The organism is Streptomyces sp. NBC_01788 (genome assembly GCF_035917575.1).
GTDB lineage: Bacteria > Actinomycetota > Actinomycetes > Streptomycetales > Streptomycetaceae > Streptomyces.
In genome coordinates, this window is sequence record NZ_CP109090.1 from 265,944 (window position 1) to 280,866 (window position 14,923).

Consider the following 14,923-nt stretch of genomic DNA (forward strand, 5'->3'; position numbering starts at 1 on the left):
CCGCGGCGGGGCCACGCTGCGGCCTGCGCAGTCGCAGCCACCCGACCACCTTTTCGCACGACCAATGGAGCATACGGTGAGCACCACCGATCTTGACCCCCGCACCCCCGTCCTCGTCGGCGTGGGCCAGTCCTCCGAACGCATCGACCAGCCCGGCTACCTCGGCCTGTCCGCCGTCGAACTGGCCGCGGCCGCCGCCCGCGAGGCGCTCTCCGACACCGGTACCGACGTCGACGCCGTCGCTGCGGCCGTGGACACCGTCGCCGGGGTGCGCCAGTTCGAGATCTCCACCCCGGGCGCGCCGGCCCCGCTCGGCAGGTCGGACAACTATCCGCGGTCGGTGGCCGGCCGTATCGGCGCCCACCCTCGGCGGGCCGTGCTCGAGGTCGGCGGCGGGCAGTCTCCCCAGCACCTGGTGAACGAATTCGCCGCCACCATCGCCGGTGGCGGAGCCGAGGTGGTGCTGCTGTTCGGTTCGGAGGCCATCTCCACCACTCGTCACCTGGCCGGCGCCGACGAAAGGCCCGACTTCGCCGAGCACACCGACGGCCGCCTGGAGGACCGCGGCTACGGGCTCAAGGGTCTGGTCTCCCGGTACGCGGCCGAGCACGGACTGGTCGGCGCCCCGGAGATGTACGGCCTGTTCGAGAACGCGCGGCGCGCCCGGCTCGGCCTGTCCCGCGAGGCGTACGCCCGCTCGATGGGTGAGATGTTCGCGCCGTTCACCAGCGTCGCCGCCGAGAATCCGTACGCGGCCGCACCCGTGGAGCGGGATGCGGCCGAGCTGGTCACACCGACGGACACCAACCGGCCGATCGCCGCCCCCTACCCGCGGTACGTCGTCGCCCGCGACCAGGTCAACCAGGGCGCCGCGGTCCTGCTCATGTCCCTGGGCGCCGCGCGGCGGCTGGGTGTGCCGCAGGACAAGTGGGTGTTCCTGCACGGGCACGCCGACCTGCGCGAGCGCAACCTGCTGGAGCGTGCCGACCTCAGCAGCGCACCAGCGTCGGTGATGGCCGCGCGCCACGCGTTGGAGGTGGCGGGCATCGACGTGGACGAGGTGGCGACGTTCGACTTCTACAGCTGCTTCCCCATCGCCGTGTCGAACACCGCCGTCGACGGTCTCGGTCTGTCGGCGGACGATCCGCGCGGCCTGACGCTCACCGGCGGCCTGCCCTTCCTCGGGGGCGCCGGCAACAACTACTCGATGCATGCCATCGCCGAGACCGTCCAGCACGCCCGCGCCAAGCCCGGCACGTTCGGCTTCGTCGGCGCCAACGGCGGCATGCTCAGCAAGTATTCGGTGGGCGTGTACTCCACGACGCCGGCCCCGTGGCAGGCCGACGGCAGCGCCGCTCTGCAGGCGCAGATCGACTCCTGGCCCGCTCCCCCGCAGAGCCACAAGGCCCACGGCTGGGCCACGATCGAGACCTGCACCGTCAAGCACGACCGGACGGGCCGCCGCACCGGGATCGTCGTCGGTCGGCTCGAGGCCGACGGGAGCCGATTCCTCGCGACGACCACCGAGGGCGACGACGACATCCTGGCTCTCCTCGCCGACGGCGAACCGGTCGGGCGGCGCGCCTTCGCGAAGTGGACACCCCGCGGCAACCGCGTGACCACCAGCGAGGCCCGCATGGCGGAACTGCACCCGGTCCGGGTGCCCGGCTTCCGCGACGACTACGAGAACATCCTCGTCCGCCGCGACGGACACGTCCTCGAGGTCACCATCAACCGGCCCGAGCAGCGCAACTCGCTGACACCGCCGGCCAACGACGAACTCGACGAGGTCTTCGACGCCTTCTTCTCCGACGCCGATCTGTGGGTGGCCATTCTCACCGGCGCGGGCGACAAGGCGTTCTCCGCGGGCAACGACCTGCTGTGGTCGGCCGGCGGCAAGCCGATGTGGGTCCCTGACAACGGTTTCGCCGGCCTGACCAGCCGCCGTTCCCTGCCCAAGCCGGTGATCGCCGCGGTCAACGGCTTCGCCATGGGAGGCGGCTGCGAGATCGCGCTGGCCTGCCACCTGGTCGTCGCCGACCAGAGCGCGCAGTTCGCCCTCAGCGAGGTCAAGGTCGGTCTCATCGCCGGTGCCGGCGGCCTGATCCGGCTGCCCCGTGCGGTCCCGCAGAAGCTCGCCAACGAGATGATCCTCACCGGCCGCCGGCTCAGCGCCGACGAGGCCCTGCATCACGGCCTCGTCAACCGTGTCGTCCCCGCCGGAACCGCCCTCGACGGCGCACGCGCCCTGGCCGCGGACATTCTCGCCGCATCGCCCACCTCGGTCCGTATCTCCCTGCAGGTCATGGAAGAGACCCAGGGCATCTCCGACACCGTCGACGCTGTCAGCCACCCGACCGACGCCGTCGACGACCTCATGCTCAGCGAGGACATGATCGAAGGCCTCACCGCTTTCGCCCAGAAGCGTCCCGCGCAGTGGAAGAACCGCTGACCCACGCGCCTCGTCAAGCCGACATGGCAGGCCTGAGGGCAGCTGCCCTGACCTGGCGATTTTTGAAAACGGCCGGGGCCGCTCCTCGCCTCGCTTGGTTGGTTCTTGAAGTGAACAGGGAGGGCGTGGGGAACGAGGAGCAGGTCTTGATCACCTGTGGGTAGGCTCCGGCCATGACTGGAGACTGGCGGGTGGACCGGATCGGGGCCGCACTGCGGGGTGAGAATCCGACTGTGCTGCGGCGGCTCGAGTCAGGCTTCGCGGTGATCGGTGACGTTCAGTTCCTGCCCGGGTACTCAGTTCTCCTCGCCGATCAGTCGGGTGTTCAACGGCTGTCTGACCTGCCGAGGTCCAAGCGGCTGGGATTTCTGTCCGACATGGACCGACTCGGGGAAGCGGTTGAGCGGGCCTGCCGACGGCTGGACCCCGCTTTCCGCCGGGTCAACCTGGAGATCCTTGGCAACACGGACCCGTTCTTGCACGCCCATGTCTGGCCGCGGTTCGACTGGGAGTCGGCCGAGCTGGTGAGCAAGCCGGTGTGGCTGTATCCGCGTGAGCGGTGGAGTGAGGGGCAGTTCAGGCTGGGCCCGCGGCACGATGTGCTGCGGGAAGCGATCGGCCGCGAGCTGGACTGGTTGCGTTCGATGGCCTGAGAACCGTATCTCAACCGTTTATGGAACATGCGGGTCGAACAGGTTTCCCTCCCGAGGTGATCTTCCGGCGGCACGCGCATGAAGGCAGGGCCTCTCGGCAGCTCGAGGACGCGGAAGGCCCGCCTGGGGCTGCTCGGCAGGCAGAGGACACCGCGGCCCGACCGGATCCGGGCACGGCTCGGGGACCTACTCAGCCGCCGATGCCGCTCAGGTCCAACAGCTCGTCATCGTACGGCGGATCCACTTTCAGGGGCTCCTCGAAGGCGCTGAAGGTGGTTGTGGTGTGGAAGTCGCTGCCCTTGTACTCGACCTTGAGCAGGTAGGGCTTGCCCTCTGTGGCGACGTGGAACGTGTAGGTGCCGCTCTTGTCCTTCACGTCGGTCACTACCAGCGCGATGGCCGGGCGGCCGTCGACCTCGGTCGGTTCGCTCTTCTTCGCCTTGCCGAACGCGTCGAACGACCAGGTGCAGTCGGAAAGCCCGTCACCAGGCACCGACTCACTGGACGACGTCTTGATCCAGCGGTCCTGCTCCGCCGCACTCTGCGTTTTCTGCCCCGACCGCTGATCGAGGTAGGCGCGGTTCGGCCGGACGTAGTCCGTCTCTCCGATCCGGATCTGTTCGAGCGCGGCGCCTGATTCCCAGGACGACTTGAATGTGCAGGTGCTCTTGAGGTCGGTCGTCAAAAGGGTGGTGGAATGTTCCCCGTCGGTGACGGTGGTTTCCCCGTCGATGGTCACCGACGTGAGCGACTTCATGGTCTTGTACGCGTCGTCGAGCAACTGCTGGGCGGAGCGCTCGTCCGTTGCGGCGCCGCCCGAACAGCCGGTCACTGTGGCTCCGAGCGTCAGGCAGGCTGCCGTGGCCGTGACAACGGTCGAGATCTTTCCCACAGGGCCCCCAAGGTCATGGACATGATCCAATACAGGCGGAGAGCCTACTTGATCACCGTCTCTCCGATCGATCAGTTTCGTCGTGAATGCTGAGCGATCCGGCTGCTTCCCTCGGCCCGCCCGACAGGGTCGCCGGTTTGAGATGCCGCCGTCCCCCAACCGTTCATGGAACGTGCGGGTCGAAAAGGTTTCCCGCCGGGGTGATCTTCCGGCGGCACGCGCATGAAGGCAGGGCCTCTCGGTGGCGCGGGGATGCGAATCGAACCGAGCAATGCCGTGAGGTCCTGGTGTCGTTGTTGTATGCGTCCGAGCCCGGCCAGTTCAACTCGGCTGCACCATCGCGTGATTGCCTCGCGCACGCGTCCGGCAATGCGGCCGATCATCCCGATCGGGTGCGCCGGTATCCGACGGACATGACGTCGCGAGGGTGAACTGCCCCGGCGTCGGCTCGGCCAGCCAGCCGCGCGACCAGGCCGCCCCTTCACGCCACACCGGAACCTGCGACTTCGGCTTCGCCGCATCCCGGGGCGCCGACCGCACATCCGCATCCGGCGGATCCGAAACGGCCTCTGCCTCGGCGGTGCCGTTGCCCTCCGGAGCCAGCACCGTATCGACCCGTCTGCGGGCGATCACCCACTCCTGCCATTCCAACTCGGCCGCGGCCAACTCGGTCTGCGATTGCGGCCATCCGGTGCTCGGCTTCGATGGTGAAGCCGAGCGTGTCGTACTCCTGGCTGAACCACCCGTTGCGTGACCGCTGTTGCGTGCCCTGGCTGATCTTCCTGCCGCAGTGGGTGTGAGGGGTTGCAGCCAGGCGCGCAACGCCCTCCTACACGGGGAAGTAGAACGAGCAGGTCTGGCGAACCGCTGGCCACGGGGCGGACCAGGTCGGCAGAGGCGCGGCCGAGTTCGCAGGCCCGGATGATGCCCGGACAGGCGAGCCGGACCTGCAGCAGCCGCTCGTCCTGGCTCTCGGTGAGCGTCTCGCGGGGCCGCGTGATCCTTGCGGTATGTCATGCTGCCGCGCGGCCGCATGATCGTCGAACGGAACGGGGAGGTCGTAAACCAGACGGCTGGATTTATCCTCTCACCATGGCTTACGACTCCTCCGCAACGCGTGCGCGCCTACTCGAAGCCGCACACGGCGAGTTCGTCACTCATGGGCTCGCCGGTGCCCGTGTCGAACGGATCGCCAAGGCAGCTCCGGCCAACAAGCAGGCAATCTACGCCTACTTCGGCTCCAAGGACGACCTCTTCGACGCGGTGCTCGACGCACGCCTGAAGATCCTGGCCGATGTGGCGCCATTCACCCCGGGCGACCTGCCGGCGTATGCGGGCGCGCTCTTCGACGCCTTCATCGCGGACCCCGACCTGATCCGGCTCACACAGTGGAAGACGCTTGAACGTCCCGAAGCCTCCCCCGGGGAACTGGAGGCCCACCTTTCCAAGGCCCAGGCCATCGCCGACGCCTACGGCGCGGACCTCGAAGCCGCGATGGACGCTTTGATGATCGCACTGTCCGCAGCACAGGCATGGCTGGCAACGCCTCCCGCCATTCGCAATCCGCGGCAGGCAGACGAGACCACCAGACGGCGGCGACACCGCGCTGCCGTCGTCGCCGCGACCGCCGCCATGGCCGAGCAACTTCCGGCCGCCACAGACTGAGACACCTGCCCGGGAACCACTGCCGCAAGAGCCGCGCACCGCCTCGTACGGCCACGGACGCGGCACCGCCGACCTGAGAGGCAGCACACGACCGCCCCAAAGCAACCATCCGGTTGTTTTAATGAGAGAGGCGCGCTACATTGCAAACAACTGGTTGGATTCAAATCGGAGCCAAGGAGATACACCGTGGAGCCCAAGACCGTCGTCAGGAACTTCTGGACGGACTACGAGAAGGGCGACCTGGAGAGCACCTGGGACCAGTACATCGCCGCAGACCTGACCATCCACCCCTCGTCCGGGTTCGAGTTCACCCGCCAGAGCTGGCTCGAGGCGGAACAGGCCCTTTTCGCGGCCTTCACCGACGTCCACGTCGAGGTCCTTGACCAGGTCGCCGAGGGCGACAAGGTCGCCACTCGGTGGGCGCTCACCGCCCGCCAGACCGGCGAGTTCTTCGGGGTGCCTTCCGCAGGACGCAGCGGCAGGCTCACCGGCACCACCGTCGACGTCGTCCGGGACGGCAAGATCGCCGAGCACTGGGGCGAGGTCGGCGTCCCGCACTTCCTGCATCAGCTCGGCGGTGCGGCATGACGGCCAGGCGATTCCCGGGAGCCCTCGGCACCCTGGTTGACGATGCCGATCACAGCCGACTCCCACGGCCGACCACCGAGGTCGCCTGACCCATCGGCAACAGCTTCGCCGAGACCGCCGCGGAACTTTCGGCCCCCGGCGCAACCCCGCACACCTTCGCAGAACCCGCAACCCCCGGCGCAGCTCAGGGCAACGACACCTTGCCCCCACACCATGGGCGTCCGCACCGGCCACCACCGTTGCACCCCGCCGGCTGGAAGGCCGCCTTCCGCGCATTCACCCCGCACGTCCTGCGGGACTCTCAACGGACCAGCATCAGGAGCCCTTCTCGTGTCTGAAACCACCCTCATCCCCTACGGAGCCACGTCCACAGCCCTGGAGGTCCTCGCGGGCGTCGACCTGAGTGGCCGGCGCGCGGTCGTCACTGGCGGTTCGTCGGGCATCGGCCTGGAAACCGCCCTGGCCCTGGCCGGTACGGGCGCCGAGGTCACCCTCGCCGTGCGGGACACCAAGGCCGGCGCGCACGCCGCCGATCGCATTCGCCAGGACACCGGCAGCGGCAACGTGTACGTCGCCCACCTCGACCTGGACGACTTGAACAGTGTCCACGCGTTCGCCGGCGACTGGAACGGCCCGCTGCACATCCTGGTCAACAACGCCGGCATCATGGCCCTGCCCGAACTGACGCGCACCACGCAGGGATGGGAGAAGCAGTACGCGGTAAACGTACTGGGCCACGCGCTGCTCACGCTCAGCCTCCACGACGCGCTGCGCGCGGCCGGTGGTGCCCGCGTCGTCACCGTCGCTTCCTCCGCGCACCTGATGGCACCGGTCGACTTCGAAGACATCCACTTCACCCGTCGTCCCTACCAGCCGTGGACGGCTTACGGCCAGTCGAAGTCGGCAGCGATCCTGTTCACTGTGGCCCTGGCCGGCAAGTGGGCGACCGACGGCATCACCGCCAACGCCCTGCACCCCGGCGGCATCATGACCAACCTCCAGCGCCATCTCAGCGCCGACCAGTTGCGCTTCGTCGGCGCCACCGACGAGCAGGGCAACAAGCTGCAGGTACCCCCGGGCTGGAAAACTCCCCAGCAGGGAGCCGCCACCTCAGCACTCCTGGCGGCCTCCCCGCTCACCGAGGGCCTCACAGGCCGCTACTTCGAGGACTGCCAGGAAGCCGAACCGCAGCCCGCCCCGGCCCCCGGCAAGACCGGAGTGGCCGCCTGGGCCATCGACCAGAACGCCGCCGAACACCTGTGGAAGAACATCACCTCCGAACTCGGCCTCTGACGGGCTGACCCGCGATCGAGGTTGGGTCGTGCCGGCGTGGCAGTTCGGCTCGCGGGTGATTCGGCAGACCGCCGCGCGGACGTGTACCAACTCGATGCTCGGCCGGCGGCGGCAGGCCCGTAAGGCGGTGCGGTCGGAGACCAGGCCGGCGATGACTCAGTGGATCTCAACGTAGTTCTCGCAACGGCCGGTGTGTCGCAGCAGTGGTCGCCCCTGTCGACGTCCTCCGGCCTCCTGGGCGGGGCCGAGATCCGCGGCCATCGATACGTCACGACCTGCTCAACAAGGAGGTCAGACCCGGTCAAGGGGCTGATGCGGCTCGTCCGGTAGCCCCACTGTGATCGTGTCGCCGGGACGCACCACGCCGCCCGCCCGGACGACGCTCATGATCCCGGCCTTACGCACGATGTTCCCGGCCTCGTCGCGGCCGACGACCTGCTTCAGCAAGCCGTCCTGGAATTTGTCGATCTGCAGGCAGGGATTACGCAGGCCGGTGACCTCCACGATCGCCTCGTCGCCGATGCGCAGCAGTGTCCCGACGGGCAGGCCGAGCAAGTCGATGCCGCTCGTGGTGATGTTCTCGCCGAGTTCGCCGGGCGCCACCTTGAATCCCTCTTCGCCGACTTCGGTGAAGAGCTCCTCGTGAATGAGGTGGACTTGGCGCAGGTTCGGCTGGGTGGGATCCTGCGCGACACGCGAGCGGTGTTTGACCGTGACGCCGGCGTGCACGTCCCCCTCCACCCCGAGCCCGGCAAGCAACATGATGCTGGCCCGGTTGGGCTTGGTGAACGAGTACTCGCTGTTGCTGCTGACCGCTGTGACCGTCCCGCTCATCCCACGGACCCCCTGTTCGGTAGCGATGATTCACCACGAGCCTAGCCCGCGGCCCTCAGCGCACAGGATTTCTGCGATCAATCGCGGGGCAGGCCGTAAGTCCTCCGGCCCAGCCCACACAATCGCTCCCCGTCCCGCCACACCTGCATGAGCATTCGCCCCCATGGCGCGACTGTTACAGGTCGAACTCGAGGTGCTCGATGTCCGTGAAGCGGACCTCCTCCAGCTGGCCGGCGCGGCGGCCGTTGTCCTGGAAGTACACCTCCTTGAGCGCTTCGGCGGCGATCTCCCTGAGCTGCTGGTCGGTGGCGCCGGCCTCCTGGGCGTCGAAGAGGCGGGCGGCGTAGCGGGGCGGCAGGGCGACGGTCAGGTGCCGGATGCGGTCCTGGTCCGTCGACCCGATCGGCGCGGTGTAGCCGAGGCGGGCACGGGTGTCGATGACGATGCCGCCCGTGGTCGCCGCCTTCTGCCGGGCCTTGGCCCTGATCTGCGGCTGCCAGCGCTTCTTCACCTCGTGCTCCAGGCTTGCGGCGAGGTCGGCGCGGGGCTTCTTGATCTGGTCCTTCACGTACCGCTCGACGGTGCGCTGGGAGATCCGCAACATCTGGGCGACGGCCTTGGTGGTCTTGAGCTGCCTGACCAGGTACCGCATCTGCGCGGGCGCGCTCTTGGGTGCCGGGCGGGTGAAGGCTTTCTGCACCGCGGTGTCCAGGCCGTCCCCGAACAGGGTCATCGCCTACTCCTACTCTCCGTTGTCGACGTCGGTGACGGTGCCGTCCCTGATGTACCGGGCAAGGTTGAGTTCCGGGGCGTTGAACCGCTCGCGGACCTCTTCGCCCCACAGGACGGTCTGGGTGCCCTCGTGCTTGACCAGGCCGGGGTTGATGCCGAGCTTGAAGCCGCCGGGCAGCGGCTTGCCCTCCCGGTAGGGCAGGAAGTCCAGCGGGCCCGTGCCGTCCACCGCGTACACGACACAGTCGGACAGGACCGCGACCGGGTACTGCCCGGTGAACACCGCATGCTTGACGATCTTCCGATGGAAGTTGATCCGGGTGCGGGAGATGACCCCCGCGCGGACGTCCGGCCGCCAGGTGGGCCGGGACAGCGCCCGCCACGGCTCACCGGGCCGCCAGCCCTCACCCCGGGGCCGCTCGCGCAGCTTGCCCAGGCCGCCCTTGACGGTCGCCTTGACCGCGTCCACGACGATCCCCAGCTGCGGATCGCGGCCGCGCCAGCCGTCCATCGCCGTGAGGAAGTCGGCCGGGGCCATGTCCGCGTGCACACCGAGGTCGGCCATCGTGGCGAGGAAGGCGTCACGCAGCCGGTTGTACCAGGCATCCAGGTAGCGGCCGTTGTCGTAGCGCACCCACGCCTCGATCGGCGTGACGTCGTAGCCGAGCTCCACCGCGTACGCCACTGTCGGAGTCGCGTACCAGGCCGGGCCCTCGGGCCGCTCGCCCCTCGGCGTGAACGGGCTCGGCAACAGGCTCGCGTCCAGGTCCGCCCACGTGTCCTTGCCGACCCTCACCCGGGACAGGTCGACATGGGACAGGTCGACCAGCCAGCTACCCGGAAGCTTCGGATCGAACGCCGGCGCCTTCACGTGCGTCGGCTCGCCCAGGCCGACGGCCAGGCCGTTGGCTCCGGCTGCGAAGGCCATATTGACGTCGATGCCGACCAGGTTGCGGTGCATGCATTCGGCGTCGGTGAGTGGGCGCGCCCAGTCGAAGGCCTCCTCGAACAGCTTCTCGCCGGGACCGCGGACGTGGAAGCGCGGCAGGTTTTTGAGCAGCGGGTGCCCGTCGGGGGCCTCGCACGGCGCCGGGTCGACCGGCTGCTCGCCCAGCGAGCCCGGCGTCTTGGTCTCCGACTTCCTGAAGCCGCCGGTGCCCTCGTCACGGACGGCGTGAGTCGGCGGGTGCAGCGCGGTCATCAACTCCAGGCCGGTCACGGCGGTGGAGCCGCGCGGCGTCATCACCCGGGACGCGTACACACCCAGGACCCGGGCCAGGTCCGCCGGCCCCAGCTGCGCGGCCCCGCCCCAGTGACGGGAGTCGAGCGCATGCCACGACGGGATGCACAGCTGCACGCAGGCCCGCTCCGATCCCTGCGCCGGGCGGTAGATCCTCGCCCACGGCCCGAACCCACGCTTCGTCAGCTTCCACTCCGCGCGGACCAGCTGCTTGACGACCTTGTGTCCCTCCGGGATCCGCCCGGCGAGCCGCTCCTCATCGGTGAGGGTGACCGGCAGGCCGTAGCGCTTCAGCGCCGCCTCGGTGAGCACGATCAGCGGGTCGGCGTCCTTGCCCGGCCCGGACAGCTTCGGCTGACCGAGCCGCGCCTCCTTGAGCGTCCACTCCACCAGGGCCGGGATGCTCTTGGCGGGCACGTCCAGGACCAGGCCGCCGACGCAGTACGCCAGCACCTGCCCGTCTTCGACGTCGACGACGGCGAGCGGCCCGTTCTCGAACCTCGCATCGGTGCCGCCCACCGGGGTGCCGGCGGGGGCGGCCTTCTTCGCGGCCGGACGGCGCGACGTCGACGACGGCCCGGCGGTGCGCGCCGGGCTCGGCGCGGCCTGCGGAGCAGCGGGGGCGGGGGCGGGGGCGGGGGCGGGAGTCTGAGTGTTCTCGGAGCGGGTCATGCCCGCGGTCTCGGAGGGCGGGGCTGCGGACAGTGGTCGCGCTTCCGGCGCCGGGGCGGACGCCTCCTCAGCCGCAGAAGCCGTCGGGTAGAGCTCCGCGAGCTGCTTCAACAGCCGTGCGTACGCCTCACGTTCCGGGCCCCGCGGCTCGGTCCGAGTCTTGCTGGACTCCCAGCCGGACACCGTGGCCCGGCGCACCTTCAGCGCGGCGGCCACTTCGTCCAGTGTCAGGCCGTGTGCCTGGCGCAGCCGCTTGCGCTCCTCCGGCGGCGGCAGCGGGGAACGGGACGCGACCAAGGCGTCGACCGCGTCGAACAACTCGGACATGAAACACCTCCTGCCCGACATCCTAACCCAATAACCGTACGCATTGCGCACTTTCGCCGTACGGAACGCGTACGGAGGTAAGTCCCGTCCCCGTCGCTGCCCGTATCCCCCGGTCACCAGGTCTGCGGTGTTCGCCCTGCGGCGCTGCGGCGCCCGCCATGGAGTGCTCCCCCACGCACCTGCGCACTCGCCCCTGCGCTGGCCGCAGGCAGCCGTGGGCGGTACGATTTTGAGAAAAGTCAACGCGATTGCCTGCGCGCTTTTCGTGAGCCATTGATGTGCACAACATCTCTCGGTGAATGCCGACACGCTCAAAAATCCTGAACAGCACGCAGATTCATTCGGGTCGGATTTCAGACCAGACGTGCCAATCCCGAACGTGCGGCGTTAGCAACTTGACGTTCGACCAGCAATGGGACTCACATGGGCTGGCTAACCTTCGGATACTTCGTATCGTATATTCCCTACGCCATGCTGGTGAAGGCACTGGCCAGTGGCGTGACTCCGCTGTCGCCCCAGCCGATCAGTGGCTACGAGATGCTGCCCGCATCCGTCCTCGGGCAGATCGCCGCGATGATGGTCTTCCTGGGCGTGTCGGGTCGGTGGCGACACATGCGCCGGAGCGGGATCGGCGGGCGCCGGATTCCGACGGCGGGGCGGGAGACGCTGGCTGCCGGCTTCTTCACCTCGCTCATCATCGGCGCCACCACGATGAATTACACCTTTGCCGGCGTCTCGATCCTCTTCATGCTGTTGATGATGCGGGGCGGAGTTCTCATTCTCTCCCCCTTGATCGACAGAGCGGGCAATCGTCCGGTCATGAAACATTCCTGGTTGGCACTGTTCCTCAGCGTGGTAGCGGTTTCGGTGGCTCTCGGTGATGTGAACAGTTATCACCTCACGCCGACCGCTGTTCTGAGTGTCCTCATTTACCTCGTCGGCTACCTGGGCCGGTTCAAAATCATGGGTCGCGTCGCCAAGAACGGGATTGTCGCGACGGACCGGCGATTCTTCGTGGAGGAGCATGTCGCGGCACCGGTCTGGCTGGCCGTGCTCCTGGGCGCGGGAGCGCTGGCCGGGCAACCGCAACTGGGCGCGGGTTTCACCACGTTCCTGGGTACTCCGGCCGCGTTGGGGGCAGCGGGGATAGGAGTGGCCTACGAGGTGCTGTTCGTCTTCGCTTCGATGATCTACCTCGACCGGCGCGAATACACCTGGGGTGTGCCGGCCTGGGCGTTCGCCAGCTTGATGTCCGGCCTGGTCGCCTCCTTCTCGCTCGCATGGCTGGCCGGGCTCCCGCCTCCCGGGAGCAGCCAGCTGATCGCGCTGGTGTTCGGGGTCGGCGCCGCCGCGGCCCTGTCCTGCCCGTCGGCCGTCCTCTGGTGGCGCACCCGCGGCACCGGCGCGGCGTACCGAGTGCTGTTCGTCTGCGGTGGGAACACGTGCCGCTCGCCCATGGCGGAGGTCATCGCATGGGCCGAAGCCGCGGAGGCGGGGATCGCACACGCCTTCCGGTTCTCCAGCGCGGGACTGGCGACGCCGATGCCCGCGCGGGCGATGGCTCCTGCCGCCCGGTCCGCGCTTGCCGAACTCGGCCTGCGACGGGTGCCGGGCCGGGGAAATCCCCGCCGTCACCGTGCTCGCTCGGTCACCCTTGAACTGTGCCGGGTCAGCTCCGTCATCTACTGCATGACCCGGGCCCATCGGGACAGGGTGATCGCCATGGCGCCCGAAGCCGAGGAGCGTACCCTCCGGCTGGATCCGAACCATGACATCCCGGATCCGGAGGGACAGTCTCCGGAGGCGTACCGTCGGTGCGCCGAGCACATCCAGCGCTCCGTGCGCGGCCGCCTGTGCGAGCTCGCCGAGTCCTCCAGCGCTTGCGGCACCACTCCGGGACAGGGGTGAGGCAGGGATGCCAGTGGCGCGAGCGACGAATGGATACGGTGCCGCCCCCGGGCGGCGGGCCCGGCTGGTGGCAGTGGCCGCCGAACCGGAGGACCTCACCCCCGGTTCGCTGCGCGGCCTCGCAGGAGTCGCCGACGAACTGGAAGTCCGGGCCGATCTGGTCGGCGATCCCGATCCGTCCCGGCTGCGTCGGCACTTCGGAGGGCAGCTGACCTACTGCCTGCGCTCTGCGCGACAGGGTGGCCGCTCGGTTGCCGGCCCGGTGGAACGGCGCACCCGGCTGCTGCGCGCGGCGGACCACTATGAACTGGTCGACCTCGAGGCTATGGACGACGTGCAGCAGGAACTGCTGGCGGCCGTCCCCGCCCGGCGGCGGCGTGTCTCCTGGCACGCGTCCGGGCATGCGGGGAGGGCCGAGGGGCGCTGTCGAGCGGGGCTGCGGGAGGCAGCAGGAAGGCTCCGGGAGCGGTTCGCCGCGATGTCCGCCGTGCCGGCGGCGCTGTACCTCCTCGCACCTGCGGGCGAAGGACAGTACGGGTTTGCCGCGCCGCTGCTGCTCACCGGGCTCGGGCGTACCGACGTGACGGCCTTCGCGTCCGGTCCGGTCGGCATGTGGACCCGGGTGCTGGCGCCGTGGCTGGGGGCGCCCGTCGTCTTCGGCCGGGTCGGTGCGCAGGGGGAGGACGGCATGCCGAGTGTGGGCCGGCTCCTGGCCGACTACGGCCTGCCCGCGTTGCCGCCGCTCAGCGGCCTTTTCGGCATCGCCGGGCGTGCGCCGGGAGGGTCGCTGTCGCCCCGGCTGCACAACGCGGCGTTGCGGGAACTGCGGCTGCCCGCGCTGTATCTGCCCTTCCAGGTGGACAGGTTTTCCCGGTTCTGGCAGTGGGGCTTCGACTTCGGGTCGCTGGCCGGGATCCCCCTGCACGGGCTGACCGTGACTGCCCCGCACAAGGAGAGCGCCCTCCACGTGGCCGACGTCGCCGACCCGGATGCGCTCGGATGCGGTTCGGCCAATCTGCTGTGGCTCGACCAGGGGCGCTGGCGGGCGGCCACCACCGATGCCGTCGGTGCCCTGCGCCCCCTTGCCCTGGGTGGAGTCGACCCGAGCGGCCGTACGGCCGCCGTCATCGGTTGCGGCGGCGCCGGACGAGCCGTCGCCTGGGCCCTGCGCGAGGCCGGAGCCAGGGTGACCCTTGTCAACCGGGGGATCGCGCACGGTCTGGAAGCCTCCTCGCGGCTCGGGCTCCCCTACATACCGCTGTCCCGGTTCTCCCCGGCGGGGTACGACCTGCTCGTGCATGCCACGCCCCTGGTGGAGCGGGAGCCGTTCCCGGTTGCCGCGGCCGACAGGTACGCGGTGGTGTTGGAGATGGCCTACCGCGATCCGCCGACCGCGCTCGCGCGCGCCACCCGTGCTCGCGGGCTGGTCGGCATCGACGGCTGGCAGGTCCTGTCCGTCGAGGTCCGCGAGCAGTTCAGGCTGATGACGGGCCATCCGATGCCCGACGCGCTGCCGCTGCGGTCCATCTGCTTCGGATCGGCCGAGCAGGCCGCTGTCCACGAACTCACCGCTTCAGGGGGACCGGCACGGGCACACCGTACGGGGCGGGAGGCACCATGACGACCCGTGCGACGTCCTCGTCCGGACCGCCCACGGCCCGCCTGCC

General features: G+C 69.3%; 12 protein-coding genes. 7 read left to right on the top strand and 5 right to left on the bottom strand.

Annotation, left to right across the window (positions count from 1 at the left end; all coding sequences use genetic code 11):
* Positions 1-76: 76 nt before the first annotated feature.
* Both OIE49_RS01330 and OIE49_RS01335 read left to right on the top strand, forming a co-directional pair.
* The gene (locus tag OIE49_RS01330) at positions 77-2,452 is read left to right on the top strand and encodes an acetyl-CoA acetyltransferase (protein WP_326800666.1); all 2,376 of its coding nucleotides are present in this window, start codon (positions 77-79) and stop codon (positions 2,450-2,452) included.
* A gap of 173 nt (positions 2,453-2,625) precedes the next feature.
* Positions 2,626-3,105 carry an HIT family protein gene (locus OIE49_RS01335; protein WP_326800667.1) on the top strand — a complete coding sequence of 160 codons (480 nt, stop codon included), beginning with the start codon at positions 2,626-2,628 and terminating at the stop codon, positions 3,103-3,105.
* A gap of 190 nt (positions 3,106-3,295) precedes the next feature.
* On the opposite strand, the gene OIE49_RS01340 is transcribed toward OIE49_RS01335, so the two are convergent.
* Complete coding sequence (locus OIE49_RS01340) at positions 3,296-3,997, bottom strand: hypothetical protein (RefSeq protein WP_326800668.1); 702 nt, start codon at positions 3,995-3,997, stop codon at positions 3,296-3,298.
* Positions 3,998-4,318: 321 nt separating this feature from the next.
* The gene (locus OIE49_RS01345; RefSeq protein ID WP_326800669.1) at positions 4,319-4,630 is read right to left on the bottom strand and encodes a hypothetical protein; all 312 of its coding nucleotides are present in this window, start codon (positions 4,628-4,630) and stop codon (positions 4,319-4,321) included.
* 459 nt (positions 4,631-5,089) lie between these two features.
* Here OIE49_RS01345 and OIE49_RS01350 point away from each other — a divergent pair, with 459 nt between their 5' ends.
* The 3 genes from OIE49_RS01350 to OIE49_RS01360 all read left to right on the top strand — a co-directional run bounded on the left by OIE49_RS01350 (position 5,090) and on the right by OIE49_RS01360 (position 7,543).
* On the top strand, positions 5,090-5,662 hold the full coding sequence (locus tag OIE49_RS01350; RefSeq protein WP_100568646.1) for a TetR/AcrR family transcriptional regulator: 573 nt from the start codon (positions 5,090-5,092) through the stop codon (positions 5,660-5,662).
* 186 nt (positions 5,663-5,848) lie between these two features.
* A complete protein-coding gene (locus OIE49_RS01355; protein WP_326800670.1) occupies positions 5,849-6,250 on the top strand; it encodes an ester cyclase in 402 nt (133 codons plus the stop codon).
* A gap of 330 nt (positions 6,251-6,580) precedes the next feature.
* Positions 6,581-7,543, top strand: a complete 963-nt coding sequence (locus OIE49_RS01360) for an SDR family NAD(P)-dependent oxidoreductase (RefSeq protein WP_326800671.1) — start codon at positions 6,581-6,583, stop codon at positions 7,541-7,543.
* A 291-nt stretch (positions 7,544-7,834) separates the two neighbouring features.
* On the opposite strand, the gene OIE49_RS01365 is transcribed toward OIE49_RS01360, so the two are convergent.
* The 3 genes from OIE49_RS01365 to tap form a co-directional block, all read right to left on the bottom strand.
* Positions 7,835-8,377, bottom strand: a complete 543-nt coding sequence (locus OIE49_RS01365; protein ID WP_326800672.1) for an MOSC domain-containing protein — start codon at positions 8,375-8,377, stop codon at positions 7,835-7,837.
* A gap of 175 nt (positions 8,378-8,552) precedes the next feature.
* Complete coding sequence (tpg, locus tag OIE49_RS01370) at positions 8,553-9,110, bottom strand: telomere-protecting terminal protein Tpg (protein WP_326800673.1); 558 nt, start codon at positions 9,108-9,110, stop codon at positions 8,553-8,555.
* A 9-nt stretch (positions 9,111-9,119) separates the two neighbouring features.
* A complete protein-coding gene (gene tap, locus OIE49_RS01375) occupies positions 9,120-11,348 on the bottom strand; it encodes a telomere-associated protein Tap (protein WP_326800674.1) in 2,229 nt (742 codons plus the stop codon).
* Positions 11,349-11,819: 471 nt separating this feature from the next.
* On the opposite strand from tap, the gene OIE49_RS01380 reads away from it, so the two are divergent.
* Both OIE49_RS01380 and OIE49_RS01385 read left to right on the top strand, forming a co-directional pair.
* Positions 11,820-13,256 (top strand): arsenate reductase/protein-tyrosine-phosphatase family protein, encoded by a 1,437-nt coding sequence (locus tag OIE49_RS01380; protein ID WP_326800675.1) that lies wholly within the window; start codon positions 11,820-11,822, stop codon positions 13,254-13,256.
* Between the two features lie 13 nt (positions 13,257-13,269).
* Positions 13,270-14,877 carry a hypothetical protein gene (locus OIE49_RS01385; protein WP_326800676.1) on the top strand — a complete coding sequence of 536 codons (1,608 nt, stop codon included), beginning with the start codon at positions 13,270-13,272 and terminating at the stop codon, positions 14,875-14,877.
* Positions 14,878-14,923 lie beyond the last annotated feature (46 nt).